Annotated in this window: 16 protein-coding genes; 6 read left to right on the plus strand and 10 right to left on the minus strand. The window is 57.1% G+C overall.

The window, feature by feature from the left end; all coding sequences use genetic code 11:
• Window positions 1–81 precede the first annotated feature (81 nt).
• Together RAC60_RS04835 and RAC60_RS04840 are read left to right on the plus strand one after the other, a co-directional pair.
• Complete coding sequence (locus tag RAC60_RS04835; protein WP_375092782.1) at window positions 82–1,161, plus strand: glycoside hydrolase family 105 protein; 1,080 nt, start codon at window positions 82–84, stop codon at window positions 1,159–1,161.
• 30 nt (window positions 1,162–1,191) lie between these two features.
• On the plus strand, window positions 1,192–3,699 hold the full coding sequence (locus tag RAC60_RS04840; protein WP_375092784.1) for a hypothetical protein: 2,508 nt from the start codon (window positions 1,192–1,194) through the stop codon (window positions 3,697–3,699).
• A 163-nt stretch (window positions 3,700–3,862) separates the two neighbouring features.
• Here RAC60_RS04840 and RAC60_RS04845 read toward each other — a convergent pair whose 3' ends face one another.
• The gene (locus RAC60_RS04845; RefSeq protein WP_033740150.1) at window positions 3,863–5,203 is read right to left on the minus strand and encodes an aspartate aminotransferase family protein; all 1,341 of its coding nucleotides are present in this window, start codon (window positions 5,201–5,203) and stop codon (window positions 3,863–3,865) included.
• Between the two features lie 63 nt (window positions 5,204–5,266).
• On the minus strand, window positions 5,267–6,631 hold the full coding sequence (gene eat, locus RAC60_RS04850; RefSeq protein ID WP_033740149.1) for an ethanolamine permease: 1,365 nt from the start codon (window positions 6,629–6,631) through the stop codon (window positions 5,267–5,269).
• A 244-nt stretch (window positions 6,632–6,875) separates the two neighbouring features.
• On the opposite strand from eat, the gene RAC60_RS04855 reads away from it, so the two are divergent.
• Entirely contained in the window at window positions 6,876–7,880 is a 1,005-nt protein-coding gene (locus RAC60_RS04855; RefSeq protein ID WP_375092787.1) for a phosphotransferase enzyme family protein, read from the plus strand.
• Between the two features lie 138 nt (window positions 7,881–8,018).
• Window positions 8,019–9,086: an AraC family transcriptional regulator gene (locus RAC60_RS04860; protein WP_033740338.1), complete on the plus strand. Its 1,068-nt coding sequence runs from the start codon at window positions 8,019–8,021 to the stop codon at window positions 9,084–9,086.
• Window positions 9,087–9,169: 83 nt separating this feature from the next.
• Here the strand turns inward: RAC60_RS04860 and RAC60_RS04865 are convergent, their stop codons facing one another.
• A complete protein-coding gene (locus RAC60_RS04865; RefSeq protein ID WP_226374785.1) occupies window positions 9,170–9,844 on the minus strand; it encodes an EAL domain-containing protein in 675 nt (224 codons plus the stop codon).
• Between the two features lie 622 nt (window positions 9,845–10,466).
• On the minus strand, window positions 10,467–11,609 hold the full coding sequence (locus tag RAC60_RS04870; RefSeq protein WP_052133195.1) for an alpha/beta hydrolase-fold protein: 1,143 nt from the start codon (window positions 11,607–11,609) through the stop codon (window positions 10,467–10,469).
• A gap of 276 nt (window positions 11,610–11,885) precedes the next feature.
• On the opposite strand from RAC60_RS04870, the gene RAC60_RS04875 reads away from it, so the two are divergent.
• On the plus strand, window positions 11,886–12,314 hold the full coding sequence (locus RAC60_RS04875; RefSeq protein WP_205955934.1) for a GNAT family N-acetyltransferase: 429 nt from the start codon (window positions 11,886–11,888) through the stop codon (window positions 12,312–12,314).
• 185 nt (window positions 12,315–12,499) lie between these two features.
• Complete coding sequence (locus RAC60_RS04880; protein WP_033740144.1) at window positions 12,500–12,712, plus strand: hypothetical protein; 213 nt, start codon at window positions 12,500–12,502, stop codon at window positions 12,710–12,712.
• A gap of 151 nt (window positions 12,713–12,863) precedes the next feature.
• Here the strand turns inward: RAC60_RS04880 and acpT are convergent, their stop codons facing one another.
• The 6 genes from acpT to RAC60_RS04910 are packed head-to-tail and all read right to left on the minus strand — an operon-like array spanning window position 12,864 to window position 17,653.
• Entirely contained in the window at window positions 12,864–13,448 is a 585-nt protein-coding gene (gene acpT / locus RAC60_RS04885) for a 4'-phosphopantetheinyl transferase AcpT (protein ID WP_039338821.1), read from the minus strand.
• A gap of 1 nt (window position 13,449) precedes the next feature.
• A complete protein-coding gene (locus tag RAC60_RS04890; RefSeq protein ID WP_205957240.1) occupies window positions 13,450–14,679 on the minus strand; it encodes a beta-ketoacyl-ACP synthase in 1,230 nt (409 codons plus the stop codon).
• The gene (locus tag RAC60_RS04895; protein ID WP_205951216.1) at window positions 14,676–15,407 is read right to left on the minus strand and encodes a 3-ketoacyl-ACP reductase FabG2; all 732 of its coding nucleotides are present in this window, start codon (window positions 15,405–15,407) and stop codon (window positions 14,676–14,678) included. Before RAC60_RS04895 ends, RAC60_RS04890 begins: the two co-directional genes overlap by 4 nt.
• A complete protein-coding gene (locus RAC60_RS04900; RefSeq protein ID WP_058708674.1) occupies window positions 15,404–15,880 on the minus strand; it encodes a 3-hydroxy-fatty acyl-ACP dehydratase in 477 nt (158 codons plus the stop codon). The genes RAC60_RS04895 and RAC60_RS04900 overlap by 4 nt, the downstream gene beginning before the upstream one ends.
• Window positions 15,877–17,046 carry a beta-ketoacyl-[acyl-carrier-protein] synthase family protein gene (locus RAC60_RS04905; protein ID WP_039338825.1) on the minus strand — a complete coding sequence of 390 codons (1,170 nt, stop codon included), beginning with the start codon at window positions 17,044–17,046 and terminating at the stop codon, window positions 15,877–15,879. Before RAC60_RS04905 ends, RAC60_RS04900 begins: the two co-directional genes overlap by 4 nt.
• A 1-nt stretch (window position 17,047) precedes the next feature.
• Window positions 17,048–17,653, minus strand: a complete 606-nt coding sequence (locus tag RAC60_RS04910; RefSeq protein ID WP_375092988.1) for a DUF3261 domain-containing protein — start codon at window positions 17,651–17,653, stop codon at window positions 17,048–17,050.
• Window positions 17,654–17,662: the final 9 nt, after the last annotated feature.

Consider the following 17,662-nt stretch of genomic DNA (forward strand, 5'->3'; position numbering starts at 1 on the left):
GCTGACGATTATCGCGTAAACCGCGAGGGCCAGGCATGAAAAATAATCACCATGGAATAATGATAAAACACAGGAATAACAATGACTACGCAATCTATTGAGCATCAACTCAATCTGTTACTGACGGGTTTTACACAGCTAAAAGACGAAGGACGATTTAACGAACCCAATATTGATGGCACCGCGGGAGATTATATTTCCTTCGCCAACTGGGAATGGCCGCAGGGCGTGGGATTATTTGGCCTCGTCCGGTTATGGGAACTCACGCAACGCAAAGATATTTACCAGCTTATTGAGACCTGGTTCCAGAATAATATTCAGAAAGGCCTGCCGCCCTTAAATATTAATACCACGGCACCGATGCTGCCGCTGTCGCTGCTGTGGGCTCACAATCGTGATCCTCAGTATCAAGCGGTGCTGGATCACTGGGCCAACAGGGTAATGACCGCGCTGCCGCGTACGCCGGAGGACGGGTTTCAGCACGTCGTGTCCGACGGCATTAATCCCATGGAAATCTGGGATGATACGCTGTTTATGGTGGTGCTGTTTCTTGGCCACTACGGCATGGCCGCCGGGCGACAGGAACTGGTGGAGGAAGCCGTGCGTCAGTTTTTACTGCATGCCCGCTATCTTAACGATCCGCAAACCGGTTTATGGTTTCACGGCTGGAGCTTCGCCGAGAAGAATAATTTTGCTCACGCCCGCTGGGCGCGCGGCAATGCCTGGATCACCGTTGGCATTATTGAGTTTCTGGAACTGACCGCGCTTCGCGGTGGCGTACGTGACTATCTGCTGGCGTGCCTGAAAACGCAGGTGAATACCCTCATCGACCTGCAATCCCCGCAGGGCGCGTGGCACACCCTACTCGATCATCCCGACAGCTACAAAGAAATCTCGGCCACGGCCGGGTTTGGCTATGGGCTGTTAAAAGGCGCGCGTCTGGGCTATGGCGATGACCGTTGGTTACAGGCAGGGTTGCGCGCGCTGGAAGCCGTGCAGCGAAATATTGATGACGAGGGCACCGTGCACAATGTGTCTTATGGCACCCGCATGGGAAGAACCCTGCAATTTTATAAAGACATTCCGCTTCAGCCGACCGGCTACGGTCAGGCGCTGGCCATCTTATGCCTGACCGAAGGGTTAAGGCACACCCAAAAATAATAATAACGCTGACACCAAGAGAATCGAATTATGACACAGACAACCTATTGTCACTTTCCGCTGCAACAACGAGATGCTGTGCGCTACTGGCAGCTCTCGGCAGTGGCTTCACAACCCTATGACGTGGACGATGTTCCCATGTCGGGCGAGATGGATCCTTTTTTCTTTCTGAGCAAACATAAAAACTTTATTCCGCATACCTATCCCTGCCGTACTGAATTTCAAAAACAGTTCGCCGGCAAAAAACCCTGTCCGTTTGGCGACCGCACGCTGACAAACTGGTGGTTTCCTTTTGGGTCCGATCGGGTCGATTTGTCGGGGTTTTGGTTTCGCGCCACCCGCATTGGCGCACAGGCCGAAACCGCTCTGGTCGCAGCCGCGCCCGGCAGCCGTCGTTTTCGCCTGACCACCTGTGGCGCAGCACTGGTCACCCTGAACGGCGAGGAGGTTGCCTGGCTGGCCGATTATCAGCGCAACCTGGAAAGCCAGGTTGAATTTACGCTTAACCTTCAGGCTGGGTTAAATACGCTTCGCATCTGGTTTGACGATCTGGCCGAACGCGATGTCCGCTTCTTTTTCCAGTTGGATTACGTCGAGGGGGATCCGCTGCAGGTTGCGCTGGCGGTGCCGGCGGAGGCAGAACAGGTGCGGCATATGGAGTCGATGCTGGAAGGGATGGCATTTGAACAACCGACTTATACGCAGGGGCCGGTTCGCCTGTGTTTCCCGTCCCCTGCGCCAGACACTTTCGATCTGAACGTTTTGGTTTCCGGCGATTTTATTTCGCTGGATGAGCCGGTGCGGCTTCGTACCGTTCTGGAGAAAGGCGAAGGGGCCGTCACGCTCGCCGAGAGCGACACATTGCCCGCCGATTTTCGCCGTTTTGCTGTCAGCCTGAAAAAAGGCGCTTTCCACATCACCCGCACGCTGGGCGTCGAAATCTGCCACGCTGAACGCCAGGCGCAGGTGCCTGACACTTTGGCAGCTAGGGCAGAAGAAGCCCTGAGGCACGTTGCGCTGCACGGCGAGTACAGCAGTGTAAAAGCGCTGGCACGCTTAGCCTGCGGGATGGATGACGCGGAAACCCAGTCGATGCTGGAAGGCGTTCTGCCTTCCGTTGAAGCCTGTCACGACTGCGCCGACTTTACCCTGGTGCCGCTGCTCTGGTGCCGGATCCAGTGGGCCGATCGCCTGGCCAGCGCCACACGGGAAAAAATCGATCGGGCCATTTTAGGCTTCCGCTACTGGATGGATGAACCGGGTAATGACGTGCAGTGGTACTTCTCAGAAAATCATGCCCTGCTGTTTCATACCGCCGCATACCTGGCAGGCAGCGCCTTTCCTGACGCGACGTTTATCCGATCTGGGCGAACGGGCCGTGAGCAGGCCGCAGCCGGTCTGGCGCGCGTGCGGGCCTGGCTCGATCATTTCGAGCAGTGCGAGATGGCCGAGTGGAATTCAGCACCGTACTTCCCGATAGACCTGAAAGGTCTGAGCGCCCTTGCCGCCCTGGCAGAAGATGCGGACATCGTGACGCGCAGCCAGCGGGCCATATTGCGCCTGCTGGAGCAGCTCGCCCGCTCATCACATCAGGGCATGCTGACCGCCTCGCAGGGACGTTCCTATGAGCACACGCTGTGCGCAGGCCGCTCGCTGGAGCTGTCGGCGATCTCTCGCCTGCTATGGGGAAAAGGTTACTACGGCTGCCGCTTCCATGCCCTGCCGCAGCTGGCCCTGCTGTTGCAGCAGAAAAAATTACCCCTTCCGCCCGGCCAGGCAAAGGTCGCCTGCTGGCAGGGTGACACCGCGCAGGAATGGTATTTTGCCCAGGGGAAAAACCGCATTGCCCGCCTTTATCACTATAAAACCCGCCACGTGGCTATGGGTTCGCTTGCCGGTTACCGCTGGGGCGAGTGGGGTTATCAGGAAACCCCGATTCATTTAAGGATTGGCGACGTGCCTGAGGCGCAAATCTGGATCAATCATCCGGGCGAAAAGCTGCACGGCGGTTTTGGTCGCCCTTCGTACTGGGGAGGATGTGGCACATTGCCACGCGTTCAGCAATATCGTGGCCTGGCCATCGTGATGTTCAACGTTCATGACGATCAGCCCGATTTTACCCATGCCTGGCTGCCGCAGCGCTATTTCGATGAGATGCGCGTCTGTGAGCAACGCATTTTGCTCCGCAGCGGTAACGGCATGGTGCAGATTTCTGGCAACCAGCCTTTCCGGCTGACAACCCGCGGTCCCGCGCAGCACTGTGAAGCCCGCTTAGCGGGAAAAGAGACCTGCTGGCTGATTCGTCTGAATGACGATCCGCAACTCAGCACGTTGGAAGAATTTGACTCGCGCTTCGCCCAGATTAGTGTCGAACAGCGTGAGGACGGCACGATTTGCGTGAACGATCCCCTTTACGGCGACGTGTTCTTCCAGCCGAATGGTTGTGTCTTTGGCCAGGGCCGGTTGCTGGATCCTGACAGCTGGACCCTTGCGGGGGAAAGCCATGAACTGGAGTTGCCTTCGGGCGCCCACGCTTAAGCTGAGAATGCGCAGGCCCGGCGGCTGCCAGGCCTGCGCGGCCACGTAAAGGACAGGAAGCTCAGCGCCAGAGGATTTTTCTCTGGCGCTGCAAACGGATGGGCCTGTATGCCGCTGACAGGTTGCGTTCCGTCTGCATGGTCCCTGTTTTTTGGGATGGCGTTCAGCTCTGTAATTTCCTCAGGCAGCGATCCATGGCACTGACTACCCAGTCGATATCGTGCGTCTGGAAACAGAGCGGTGGGCGGATTTTCAGCACGTTACCGTATGGTCCGGCAACGGAGGTCAGTACAAAGGCCTCACGTAACGCCTCCACCAGATCGAGTGCCAGACGTTTGTCAGGCGCTTTGCTTTCTCTGTCCTTCACCAGCTCAAAGCCGATAAACAGCCCTGCCCCACGGACTTCACCGATGCACGGATACGTTGCCTGCAGGGATTGCAGCGCCGCCAGCAGTGCAGCACCGGTTTTCAGGCTGTGCGCCTGAAGTTCTTCCTGTTCAATGACATCCATCACCGCGTGCGCCGCCGCCATGGAGACCGGGTTACCACCAAAGGTATTAAAGTAAGGTAGCGCATCGCTAAACGCCGCCATGACCGGCGCTTTCGCCATCAGCCCCGAGACCGGAATGCCGTTCCCCATCGGTTTGCCGGTAGTTACGACATCCGGAACCACGCCGTGTCGGGCAAAGCCCCAGAACGCCTCGCCGGTGCGGGCAAAGCCAGGCTGCACTTCATCGGCAATAAAAATGCCGCCATTCTGATGCACCACATCAATCGCCGGTTTTAAAAAGCCGGGCTGACCGGGTAAAACGCCGTCTGACGAGAAAATTGAGTCGGCCAGGAACCCCGCAAATTTAATGCCGTGCGCAGCCATATCATCGATTTGCTTCTGAATTTCCTGCGCAAACCAGGCCCCCTGATCCGCCGTCTGAATGCGATAAAAGTCAGGCGGGGCCACCAGCCGTGTATGCGGTGATAACGGCTGACCGCTGCCCAGCGCGGGCGAAACGCCGGAGGTAAGCGCACTGGTGCCGTGATAGGCTTCTTTGGACACGATGATGCCCGTACCACCGCTCCAGCACTGGGCAATGCGGATCGCCAGATCGTTTGCCTCGGATCCGGTACACATATACATGGCCCGATCGATCTCGGCCGGCATCGTGGCCAGAATGCGATCGCTGTACGCAAGGATCGACTCATGCAAATAGCGCGTATGGGTGTTTAACTGCATCATCTGTTTATGTACGGCATCCACGACCGCCGGATGACAGTGACCAATACTGGCAACGTTGTTATACATATCCAGATACTGATTGCCCGCCTTATCCCACAGATACTGGCCCTTTCCGCGCACCAGATGCACCGGATTGCGGTAAAACAGCCGATAGGACTCGCCCAGTACCTGACTGCGCTTATCGGTCAGTTGTCGAATGTCCGGTGCCAGCGTTTCCGCGTTTTCAGCACGAAAGCTGTTGGTATCCATTATGGTTGAACGTACCGTCATCGTGACTCCTTGGTCTTTGTGCTGCCCGGCGGCACGTTACGCACCGCCAGGCGGGTATAAACGTTAATCGGTTTCTGCGGCAACAGAGCGCTGCGCGACAGCACCGCGGCGGGAGTGCGTGGTCAGGAAGTAGAGATAGCCCGCCACCATAAAGCCCACGAACAGCGCGCCGATCTGCGGGTTAAACCACAGCATCGCGATCAGGCAGATCACCGAGCCACACAGGGCGATGGCGGGGATCACCGGATAACCCGGTGCACGGTAGCTACGTGCCAGTGTCGGATCCGTGCGACGCAGTTTAAACAGGCTCAGCATACTCATGATGTACATGACGATCGCCCCAAACACCGACATGGTGATCATCGCGGCGGTCAGGCTCATTCCCTGAAAGCTGATGCCATCAGAGAAAATGGCAACAATGCCGACAACACCGCCCGCCAGGATCGCCCGGTGCGGTGTATTAAAGCGCGACAGTTTTGCCAGTGAAGGCGGCAAATAACCTTCCCGCGCCAGCGCAAAGAACTGACGCGAATAGCCCATGATAATGCCGTGGAAACTGGCAATCAGGCCGAACAGGCCAATCCACACCAGCATGTGCATCCAGCGTGAATCGTTACCGACCAGCATTTTCATGGCCTGCGGCAGCGGATCGTTAATGCCTGACAGCGTGCGCCAGTCACCTGCCCCTCCGGCAAACACCATGACGCCCATCGCCAGCACCACCAGCGTTAAAATACCGCTGATGTAGGCGCGGGGAATGGTCCGGCGTGGGTCTTTTGCCTCTTCGGCCGCCATGGCAACGCCTTCAATGGCGAGGAAAAACCAGATGGCAAAAGGAATGGCGGCAAACATCCCGGATACCGAGGCCAGAGAGAACGTATCCTGCCCAGCCCAGCCGTGGGCGACAAAATTCGTCAGGCTGAAGCCCGGCGCGACCACGCCCATAAACACCAGCAGTTCAATCACCGCCAGCAGCGTCACCAGCAGCTCAAAGGTTGCCGCAATGCTGACGCCGATGATGTTCAGTCCCATAAAGATCAGGTAGGCACAGACCGCAATGAGCTTAGGATTCACTTCCGGAAACTGCACATTGAGGTAGGCGCCTATCGCCATAGCAATGGCCGGGGGCGCAAACACAAACTCGATTAAGGTGGCAATGCCCGCAATCAGCCCGCCGGTATCACCGAAAGCACGGCGACTGTAGGCAAACGGTCCTCCGGCCTGCGGAATGGCGGTCGTCAGTTCGGTAAAGCTGAAGATAAAACAGGTGTACATGGCGGCGACAAAAAACGTCGTGACCAGAAAACCCAGCGTACCCGCGGCTCCCCAGCCATAGCTCCAGCCGAAATATTCTCCCGATATAACCAGTCCCACAGCGATGCCCCAGAGTTGCAGGGTACCAAGGGTGGGTTTCAGTTTCTCTTTCATCACTGCGTTCCCCGTCTGTGTAAAGTGAAAAGGCGATGCCTAAAAAGCTGACGGGTAGATGATGGACACAGCCGCAACAGAAAAACTTGACCGCAGAAAACAGAAACACGTCGGCTGGGGTCAAGTTGACCCGGGTCGGGTTGTGACGCCTCTGCCGAAGTCAATTTTTGCCTGCTCTCAGGTCAAGCGCGCCAGGCCGGTTCAGCGCCATGCTGCCTCCATACGCAGAGAAAGGGAGACAGACATGAGCATTAAGCAATATGACACCTTAACGAACGACAGCATTCTTCAGCTTGCCCACCAGGCGTTGCTGGCGTATCCGGCCTGTTTGCACGCAGAGGTCAAACTTCTGTGCCGTTCCGAGAACGCCACCCTGTCTGTCAGCACGCCGCAGGGCCGGTACGCGTTACGTATTCATCGCGGCGATTACCACGCTAAGCAGGATATTGAAAGCGAGCTGCACTGGCTGGATGCGCTTCAGGCCGCAGACATCTGCGTGCCGGTGGCGGTGCGCGACGGGCACGATAACCGCATTCAGACGCTGCCGCTGCCGGACGGCAGTGAACGCTATGCTGTGCTGTTTCACTGGATCGAGGGCGATATGCTCACCGATGCGGTCGATCCGGCCGCCTTTCGCCAGTTAGGCCGCATCACCGCGCAGCTCCACCACCACAGTCGTCGCTGGCAAAAGCCACAAACCTTTCGCCGTATCGTCTGGGATCATCACACGATGGTTTCCCCTACGGGTCACTGGGGTGACTGGCGCGATGTGGCCGGTTTAGCGCCATCACAACATGGCGTGATCGAAGAAACGCTGTCGCATGTCGGCCGTGAGATGGCAGCGTTTGGCCAGTCGCCCGACCGCTATGGTCTGATTCACGCCGACCTGCGCCTGACCAATCTGCTGGTACACAAAGGCGAAACGCGGGTCATTGATTTTGATGACTGCGGAATGGGCTGGTATCTGCACGATCTTGCCGCCGCGATCAGCTTTGTCGAACACCATCCCAGCGCCCCACAGTGGGTGGAAAACTGGCTAAACGGCTACGAACAGGTGGCGCACGTTAGCGATGAAGAGCTGGCGATGATCCCGTCCATGCTGATTCAGCGCCGCATTCAGCTGACCGCCTGGGTCGCTTCCCATCGCGAAACAGAAATGGCGCGCAGCCTGGGCGACGGGTGGGCGAACGACACGGTACGCCTGTGCCACCGCTATCTCGAAGGGGCCCGATTGCCGATTGGCGTCTAGCGCACTCTGGCGGTGCCTGAATGACAGCTCGCGGTGCAATCTTCACGGGGGCGATGCTAAGTGCCTGTTAACTGGTGCCTGACGGCTGGTATGTTTCTTGCAGAAGGTAACGATGTTCAGTTGCAGGCGGAAAACATCATGACCAGCAGATTTCCAGAGGCCGCCATAACGGCCATGTCCAGCGCGGGTAGCAGTCACCGTGGCGTCCTGTCGGCCGCCGCGACGGGACTGGGTGATTTCATTAACGCCCAGGGTGGCGATGTGGATCGTATTTTCGGCATCAGCGGGATCGATCCGGATACGCTCGCCTGCCCGACGCTGAGCCTGGACCTGGTCAATTACTGTCGGGTGCTGGAAGAAGCGGCCAGCCAGGCGGGCGTGGACAACTTCGGTTTACAGTATGGTCATCAGTTCCGGCCACAGTCTCTGGGTCTGATTGGCTATATTGGCCTGTGCTCGGCCACGCTGGAACAGGCGCTGCAAAACGTGGTCAATGCCTTTCCCTACCATCAACACAACACCTGTATTCGTCTGACGGAGCGCAGCGACTGCTGGCAGCTGGATTATCAGGTGCGTCACGGCGCGATTCTGCAGCGCCGTCAGGATGCAGAACTGACGTTAGGCATGTTTCTTAACCTGATTCGCCACGCGGCAGGACGCCACTGGGCACCGCGTGAAGTGCATTTCGAGCATCCGCGCCCTGAGCACTGGCACGAGCACTGTAAAGTCTTTGATGCGCCGGTCTATTTCGATCAGCCCTTTAACTCGATGATCATCGCCAAAACGGATCTGGGCCGCAAAATGCCGGATCACGATCCCATGCTGCTGCTGGTGATGCAGGATGCGATCCGTCGGCTCAGCCCGCCCGTCATCATTCAGGATACCGTTAATCAAACCCGCACCGACATTCACCTTCAGCTACTCAACGGCGAACCCTCACTGGACATTATCGCCGAAAAACAGGGACTGTCTGCCTGGTCGTTACAGCGGCGACTGCGCGATGAGCAAACCAGTTTTTCCGCCCTGGTCGACAGCGTCCGTAAAGAGATGGCGACGCATTACCTGAAACAACACCATCTGTCGGTCTCTGAAATGGCCTTGCTGTTAGGCTATTCTGAAGTCAGCGCCTTCTCACGCGCCTTTCGCCGCTGGTTCGGTTGTAGCCCACGCGACTGCCGTAAATCGCAGGGCACGGTTTTTCTTTGACAGCATCAGGCTGTCTGGCCAACGCATTATGCGGGCCTTTCTTATTGAAGAAAGAAAACCCGGTTTGAATTATCGCTGAGCGGTTACGCGAGCGTATCGAATAAAAACGCCTCAAACAAATAGCCCTGAAATGCCGCAGCGTGCGGTCTGGCGAATTCGAAGTGTTGCGCCGTTTCGACGCCTTCTACAATAATAAATTCACAATAGTGTTTAATTTCCGCCAGCGTGGCTTGCCAGACGGGGCTGTTTTGATGCCGCCAGAAAAAATGCTTATCCATTTTCACGGCTTCATACATTCCACGCTGTAAACAGGGAAAGTGGGAAGCCGCACTGCCAAAATCATCCAGCCATAACGTGTATTTATTATGTAATTCCCGGAGTAAGGGATTATTTAATCCCTGCGCAAGATCGGGAAAGTGTTCCGCGACTTCAATGCGAAGAAAAGAGTGCGCTGTGGCGAGCTCAACAATATCCCGTTCTTCCAGCAGCGCAAAAGCCATTTCCAGATCGACATTTACAGAACACAGCAACTGGTTTTCTTCAAAAAAATGACGCTTCTTATCGATTAAAGAAAGTTGTTCTCGTAACAGCTTTATTTTCTGTTGTTTATTTAATTTCGCAATATGAAAACAGGGGGTTCCCGGTGCGGCGAATCGCGTCAGAACTTCTACAGCAATTAATGTCGACGCGTTGTTAACGACAGGTTCAGCAATGAACCACCAGGCACGGTTGTTATTATCGAGATTGTGGATTTCCATTCCCATGCTCTGATTCAACGCGATGAATTAGCCTGATTATTGATCGCTACAGACTATCAATCAAATGTTATTTATCGGGTTAAGCTATGATTTAACCTATCAAAATTAAAAGATTGATCGTTAATCCCTTGTTATTTAATAAGGTTTCAGGAATTAAAATCTTTATTTTATGCTGGCCCGGATTGCGGAGCCTTTTACAACGCCTGCTGCATAAGGTATTGACCCGATTTCCTGCCCGCAGCTCAACGCGCCTGTATCCTTCGCGTGCTAAGAATTAAGCATTGCAGACCAGTGAAAAATGGAGACAGTGAGGAAAAATAAAAAGGATAATATTGCCGCATCCGGTTAACGGGTAACTTAAATACATCAATACCGGTCATTTTGAAAAATGGCTGACGCAGGTTTTTCCCACACGGCGTTTACAGCATTTACTATCGACGTTGGCAGTGATTTTTTACTTACCTGACACGGCAGGCTGAAGAAATAAATAAAAACGCTATTTAAAGGACGTGCAGGGTATTTCAGCGACGTTGTTTAGCGTCGTCGGGGAAGAATGCTGTGAATAACGGTGATTCCGTAAATGCTGCCCTGAATCACCGTCACAGGAAGGGATCGGGCCTGACTATGGCTGCTGCGGTTTAAACACCTGCTGCACAAATTCGATATACGCAGGTCGCCAGACATCCATCTCATGCCCCAACCCCGGATATTGAGTGTAATGGAATTTTACGCCCTGCTTTTCCAGCTCGGCTTTGAGTCCGGCAATGTCTTTGCCGGTCACGATATCTTTATCGCCCACTGCCAGCGTAACGTTTTTCAGCTGCTTATTCACCGCCTGCGCCTGACTCAGCTGGCGTGTCACAGCCTCATTCGGCACCGTACTGGTGGTCACGCCGCTAAAGCTGGCCAGCCAGCCAAAGTCGTTCAGGTGCGTCATGCCTGACACCAGCGCCTGATAGCCGCCCTGAGACAGTCCGGCAATCGCCCGGTCTGCCGGTTTGCGACTGACGGTAAAGCGCTTTTCCACCAGCGGGATAATGTCCTGCATCAGTTCCTTATCGGCGGCGGCGGCATTGAGGGGATAAAAGTCTTTGCGACGGTCGGCTGGGGGAAAGTTTTCAGGAATGGCCTGCACGATGTCCGTTTCGGTATCGGGCACCACAACCAGCATCGGCGTGATTTTGCCTTCGGCCAGCAGGTTGTCCATGATCTGCGGCAGGCGGAGCTGCGAGATGGCGGACAGCCCGGTATCGCCAAAACCGTGATAGAAGTAGAGCACCGGCAACGGTTTACCGTCTGCCTTATAGCCCGGCGGTGCCCAGACAAAGACCTGACGTTCGGATTTCAGTGCGGTGGAATGATACGTCAGCGTCAGCACATCGCCGTGCGCCACGTTACGCTCATCCAGAATGCTGCCCGGCACCAGAATCATACTGGTGTTCACCTGGCGCTGCGGTTTGGTAAAGCGGCTGCCGGTATCCGGCGTGCGGAAACCATCCACATCAAAATAGTACTCATATAAATCGGGCTTCAGCGGCTCGCTGGTCCACGACCAGATGCCGGCACTGTCCTTTTTCATATCATGGGACTGCTGACTCAGCGGCGTGGCCCCCGTGACCACAGCAACCTGCTTCGCGGCGGGCGCAAACAGGCGAAAGGTAATGGAGTGATCGGGATTCAGCGCGGTGATATAGCGGCTCACGGGGATGTGAGTATCCGGGGTTTGCGGTAACGGTGCGGCAAGCAGTGCGGGTCCATATCCCATCAGCAGGCTTCCGGCCACCAGAGATAAACAGGTTAATTTTTTCTTCATTTTGCGTCCCGATAATTGAATTGATCACGCGGTATTTATTACATTTTTTCTCCGGGAAGCGAGGTGATAGCGTCGCAAAAAGCGCAGGCTGTGATGAACGTCAAAGAATGGCGTTAACCTGCCGTCAGCCTCACCGGCGCGCGATCGCCCCGGCGCGTTGAGATGCTGTTCAGGCGTAAACCGGTAAGGTCATGACATCAACGGTTCAATGATGATTTGCGAGGCACTATGCATATTACCTACGAAAAACTGGCCGAGCGGCATCTGAAAGAGATGTATGAAATCCGCTTCTCGGTGACGGAAAACCGGCTGCATGCTCACCAGATCCGCTATCTGCAGCGTGAGCAGGCGCTTGACGATATCCGCCAGGGCGGTGGCTGGATCGCCAACGTCGATGACGAGTACGTCGGTTACGGGCTGGGTATTTATGCGCCCGATCCGTTAATCGGTGGCCTGTTTATCAAGCCCGCGTTTCAGCGGCTCGGGATAGGTAGCCAACTGCTTGAAAACATCACCGACTGGTTCAGACAACAACAGGCCCGGTCGATGATGTTGACCACCGACACAGGTTCCCCTGCTGAACGTTTTTATGAAAAACACGGCTGGCGCGCGGCGGGCACTGATGAATATGGCCAACGGATTATGCGCAAGCCCTGAACCCGGTGTTGCCTGCGCAAACCCCAGTTATCGCAGGCACACGTTGTGCCAGACCTTTGCCATCGGGTCTATCCACTTTTTTTACAACCGTCGTACAACAGCCCTGCACTTTTTTGCCCACTCATGCTTCATTACGGTTATTGTCGCAGCGTAAACACAGCACTCCCGATAAGGATTAAGAAACGATGCGTAAACTTCCCCTTTTTGTGGTCACGCTTGGCCTGTTAATGTCGGTTGCCTCTCAGGCACAGGCAGAAGGCTGCCTGAAAGGCGCGCTGGTCGGCGGCGTAGCCGGGCACCTTAAACACCATGCGGTTGCCGGTGCCGTGGCGGGCTGCGCGGCAGGACATTACCTGGCGAAGAAGCATAAAGACGAAGAGAGTAAGCAGAGCCATTAAAAGCGGCGACAGGGCTGACGGAGCAGCCCTGTGATTCACAACAGTATCTCCCTCTTACAGCCATGCTTATCGCGCCGGGGCACCGTTTTCCCTGTCAGGGAAAAGAACTGCATAAAGCCTGTTGACCTTTTCGATGTGCATCACGCAGGCGTCACAATGTTCCTGTCACCTTAATTGTCTCAGGCGTCAACTCAAACGGCGTTGGCGTGCAGACCGCCAGACTCAGCTCGCCTGTCTGCAGCGCGCTGACCGACAGCGCTGACGGTGCGGTGCTGTCGATGCTGGCCATCTGCCAGGCACTCCCGCCGCGCTGCTTGATGATAGCCTCTTTGATCGTCCAGATGCGCCAGAAGGCCGCTAACTGCTGGGATACCGGTTTGGCCGCAATCTGCGCCCGCTCACCCGGACTGAAGAGATTTTCAGCCAGGCGCGGCCAGTGAGGTCGCGGTCGTATGACTTCAATATCACAGCCCACCTCCCCTTCATCACTGAACAGCAGAGCAATCGCATCCCCGCTGTGACTCAGGCTGAATCCCCGTTGTACCTCTGGGGCAAATGCGGGTTTGCCATTCACCCCATACCGCATCGCGGGAACCGGCGTTATTGCCGCAGAGAGCAGCGCGCGCCCGGCAAGCCAGCTGGCACGGCGCGCGCCTGTGGGTGCCTGATCGGTCAGCTCGGGTGCAAGCGGTGCCACACTGAGTTGAGAAATCTTGCCCAGAAAGATTTGGTACATATCAGGCAACGCGCTTGATGATGAGGGACGTATTGATCCCACCAAACGCAAAGTTATTGCTCTGGAAAAACTCGCAGTCAATTTTGCGGGATTGCCCCATGATATAATCCAGTTCGCCGCAGTTCGCGTCCGGTTTGGTCAGATTCAGCGTAGGCGCAAACCAGCCCTCGCGCATCATTTGCAGGCTCATCCAGGCTTCCAGCGCGCCACAGGCACCCAGCGTGTGACCGAAATAGCTTTTCAGTGATGAGATCGGGACCTGATTGCCATAAATCGCGGCGGTGGCCTGACTTTCAGCCAGATCGCCGCGATCGGTGGCGGTGCCGTGTGCGGAAATATAGCCGATGTTCTGCGGACTTAAGCCTGCCATGGCGAGCGCTTTTTCCATGCAGATTTGCATCGTCTCGCGCTGCGGCTGGGTTATATGGGCTGCATCACAGTTAGTGGTGAAGCTGACAATCTCGCCATAGATTGTCGCGCCGCGCGCTTTCGCATGTTCCAGCTCTTCCAGAATCAGCGTACCCGCACCCTCGCCAATCACCAGGCCGTCACGTTTTTCATCGAAAGGCGATGGCGTGGTGGTCGGCGCATCGTTGCGCTGACTGGTGGCAAAAAGCGTATCAAACACCGCCGCTTCCGAAGGGCACAGCTCTTCTGCGCCACCGGCCACCATCACCGTCTGGTAACCATGACGAATCGCTTCCCAGGCATAGCCGATGGCCTGGCTGCCGGAAGTACAGGCGCTGGATGTCGGGATAACGCGACCGCGCAAACCGAAAAACAGCCCGGTATTCACGGCGGTGGTATGCGGCATCATCTGGACGTAGGTGGTACCGGTAATGTTGTTGGTGTGCTTTTCCGTCAGCATGGTGGCGAATTCACTCACCGGGCCGGTGCTGCCGGTTGAGGAGCCATAAGCAATGCCGGTTTCACCGTTGGTCAGCACGGGATCGCCGATCAGGCCTGCATCTTCCAGCGCCAGCTCGCTGGCGCGGGTGGACATCAGAGACACGCGGCCCATGGAGCGGATGCGTTTGCGCGTGTAGTGCTCGGGCAACCGGAAGTCGTCGATGGGCGCGCCCAGCAACGTATGCAGCCCGTCATAGACCTGCCATTCCGGCATCCTGCGCACGGCGTTTTCGTATGCCAGCAGCCTGGCGGACACGTCCTGCCAGTTTTCACCAAAGGCGGTGACCCCGCCCATACCTGTAATCACGACACGCCGTGTCATAACATCCCTCCGTTGATGGAAATCACCTGCCGCGTTACATAGCCCGCAATATCGGACATCAGGTAGCGGGCAAGACCGGCCACTTCCTCCGCCTGCCCCATGCGTTTCATTGGGATCAGGGACATGGCTTCTTTCAGTGCGGTCTCTTCCATGTCGAGCATGCCGGTATTGATCAGCCCCGGCGCGATGCAGTTAACGGTGATTTTGCGTTTTGCCAGCTCAATCGCCAGGGCTTTGGTGGCCCCAATAATGCCCGCTTTCGCGGCGCTGTAGTTCACCTGACCGCGGTTGCCCATCAGCCCCGACACCGAGGAGAGCGTAATAATGCGTCCGCCCTGCCGGGCGCTGATCATCGGCATGATGCATGGCTGGATCACGTTGTAAAAACTGTCCAGGTTGGTGTGAATCACGCTGTCCCAGTCATCGTCGCTTAAGGCCGGGAAGGCGGCATCGCGGGCAATACCGGCATTGCTGACCACGCCATACCAGGCGCCATGTGCCTCGATATCCTGTTCCAGCACGTCGCGGCACTGTTGACGCTGCGCGACATCAAACTGCAACAGACGGCCTGCGCCACCGGCCGCGAGAATGGCATCCAGTGTCTGCTGCGCGCCGCTGGCATCATGATGATAGTGGACGCCAATCACAAAGCCGTCCGCCGCCAGCTGGCAGGCGATGGCACGACCAATACCTTTGCTGGCACCGGTAACCAATACTGAACGACTCATGTGGACGCTCCTTGTTGAAATAAAGAATGAAGTTCGTCGGCGGTGGGTTGAAAGGTGTTCACGCGGCCCGTGGCCAGGACCACTTCATCCGCCGTAATCGTGCATTCGAAACTGCCAAAGCGCGCATCCTGCATTAACAGTCTGACCTGCACGTGCAGTGCTGCATCGGCGGGCAACCGGCCTGTAGCGCAGACTAACTCCCGTGCGCCCAGCACCATTCCCAGTGCGATGCTGCTCTGCCCCTGCTGATGGCGATGCCAGCCCGACCAGACGCCCACCGTCTGGGCCATTAACTCCAGCGCATACCAGCCGGGCAGATGACCGTCCGCATCCAGAAACGGTGCCAGTACGCTCCGGGGCGACACCGTGACGCAACAGGTTGCGCTGTCAGCCGTCACGCTGCTGACCGTTTCAAGTAACAGCATCGGCGCATCGTGTGGCAAATACTCAGCGGGGGATAAGTAATGGCTCATGAAATCTTCCCAAGCAGGATACTGGCGTTGTTACCGCCGAAAGCAAACGAATTAGACAGGATTACCGGGCGTTCCAGCGGCTGAGGCCGGGAGAGAATGCCGCACAGTGGCAGATCAGGATCGCGCGGCGACTGGCTGAAATCCTGGGCCGGCAGCGGCAGATCGCGCTGCAGAATCAGCATGCTGAGCGCCGCTTCCGTAATGCCCGCCGCGCCTAAGGTGTGCCCGGTCAGATGTTTGGTTGAACTGCACGGTACCGCCGTGCCGAACAAGGCATTCACAACGCCGGACTCAATCTGATCGTTAAGCGTCGTGGCGGTACCGTGCAGGTTGATATAGCCCACCTGCTCTGGCGTGAGACCGGCTTCGTTCAGCGCCTGCATGATGGCGCGAATAGCGCCTTCGCCCTGCGGATGCGGCGCAGAAATATGGTAGGCATCGCTGGATTCGCCCACGCCCAGCAGCGCAATCGGCTGAGGCTCACGGGTTAACAGCATCAGCGCCGCGCCTTCGCCAATCGTGATGCCACTGCGATCACGGCCAAAGGGCTGACACAGCGTAGGCGACAGCGATTCCAGGCTATGAAAGCCGTTAACCGGCATCCGGCTGAGCGTGTCCGCGCCGCCGACAATGGCGACATCGGCCAGCCCCGCGTCAATCAGGCGACGCCCGCTAATCATTGCCCGGGCGCTGGAGGAGCAGGCGGTCGAGAGCGTAAAGGCCGGACCATCCAGCGCCAGCCAGTGGCTGAGAAAGCGCGATGGATCGCCCAGTTCCTGCTGTGGATAGTGCCAGGCCGTGCTCGGCTGCTGGTTAAGCAGCCGGCTGACGTGCGTGTCCCCTTCATCCAGGCCGGAGGTGCTGGTACCCAGCACCACCGCCACCCGGTCGCGGCCATAGCGGGCTATCGCGTCATCCACCTGCGGCTGAATCTGCGCCAGTGCAGCCAGCAGCAGCTGATTATTGCGCGATCGGTGTGCGCTGAAGGCCGCCGGGATGGCGGGCAGTTCGCCCTCCACCCCCGCCAGCACTGCCTGCGGATGGTCATGCAGCCAGCCGGTACGCGCCCGCATACCGGGCGCCACGCCGCGTGTCAGGTTCGCCGCGATCGTGTCGTTATCGTTGCCCAGCGCGTTAATCATGCCGACGGCCGAAATGAAGATCATGTCAGTCATCCAGGTATTGAATGGTGATGTGGTAGTGAAAAACATGCTGCTGGATGCTGATCGGCTCGCGCCTGCCGTGCCGGTTCAGATAGGTAATCTCCGTCACCAACTTGCCGCTGGCATCGCGCAGTTCGCGCTTATCGCCCTTATCCACCAGCGTCCAGCCTTCAGGTAACTGCGGCAGCCAGGCGCTCACAGGCCAGTGGCTGAGCATGACGTCGGCCAGCACCTGACTGGCGGGCGGCAACTGCGGCACCACAATCGACTGCTCAGTGTGCACGCCCTGCTGGTCATAGGTCACCAGGAACAGGCGAATGCCGACTGATGACAGCCCCGCCAGCGTCAGCTTTTTATCATCTGCGTTGAGCATCACCAGCAGCGACTGGGTTTTACCGTTGAAACTGCCGGTGAGAAGCTGCTGCGAACTGACCGACGGCGAAATCCCCGGCGCAGGCAGCGTAACGCGCGCGTCCGGTGCCAGCCAGGCCTGCGGGCGCGATGCCTGCGGCTTGTGGACATGGCTGCAGCCGGCCAGAATCAGGGCGGCCGCCACTAACAGGCCGCTTCTGATCGCCCCGCGCGGCCGTGCTGGCCGCGTCGTGCGCATCAGACGCGC

The sequence above is a fragment of the Pantoea sp. BR_17 genome, assembly GCF_041955125.1.
Lineage (GTDB): Bacteria > Pseudomonadota > Gammaproteobacteria > Enterobacterales > Enterobacteriaceae > Pantoea > Pantoea stewartii.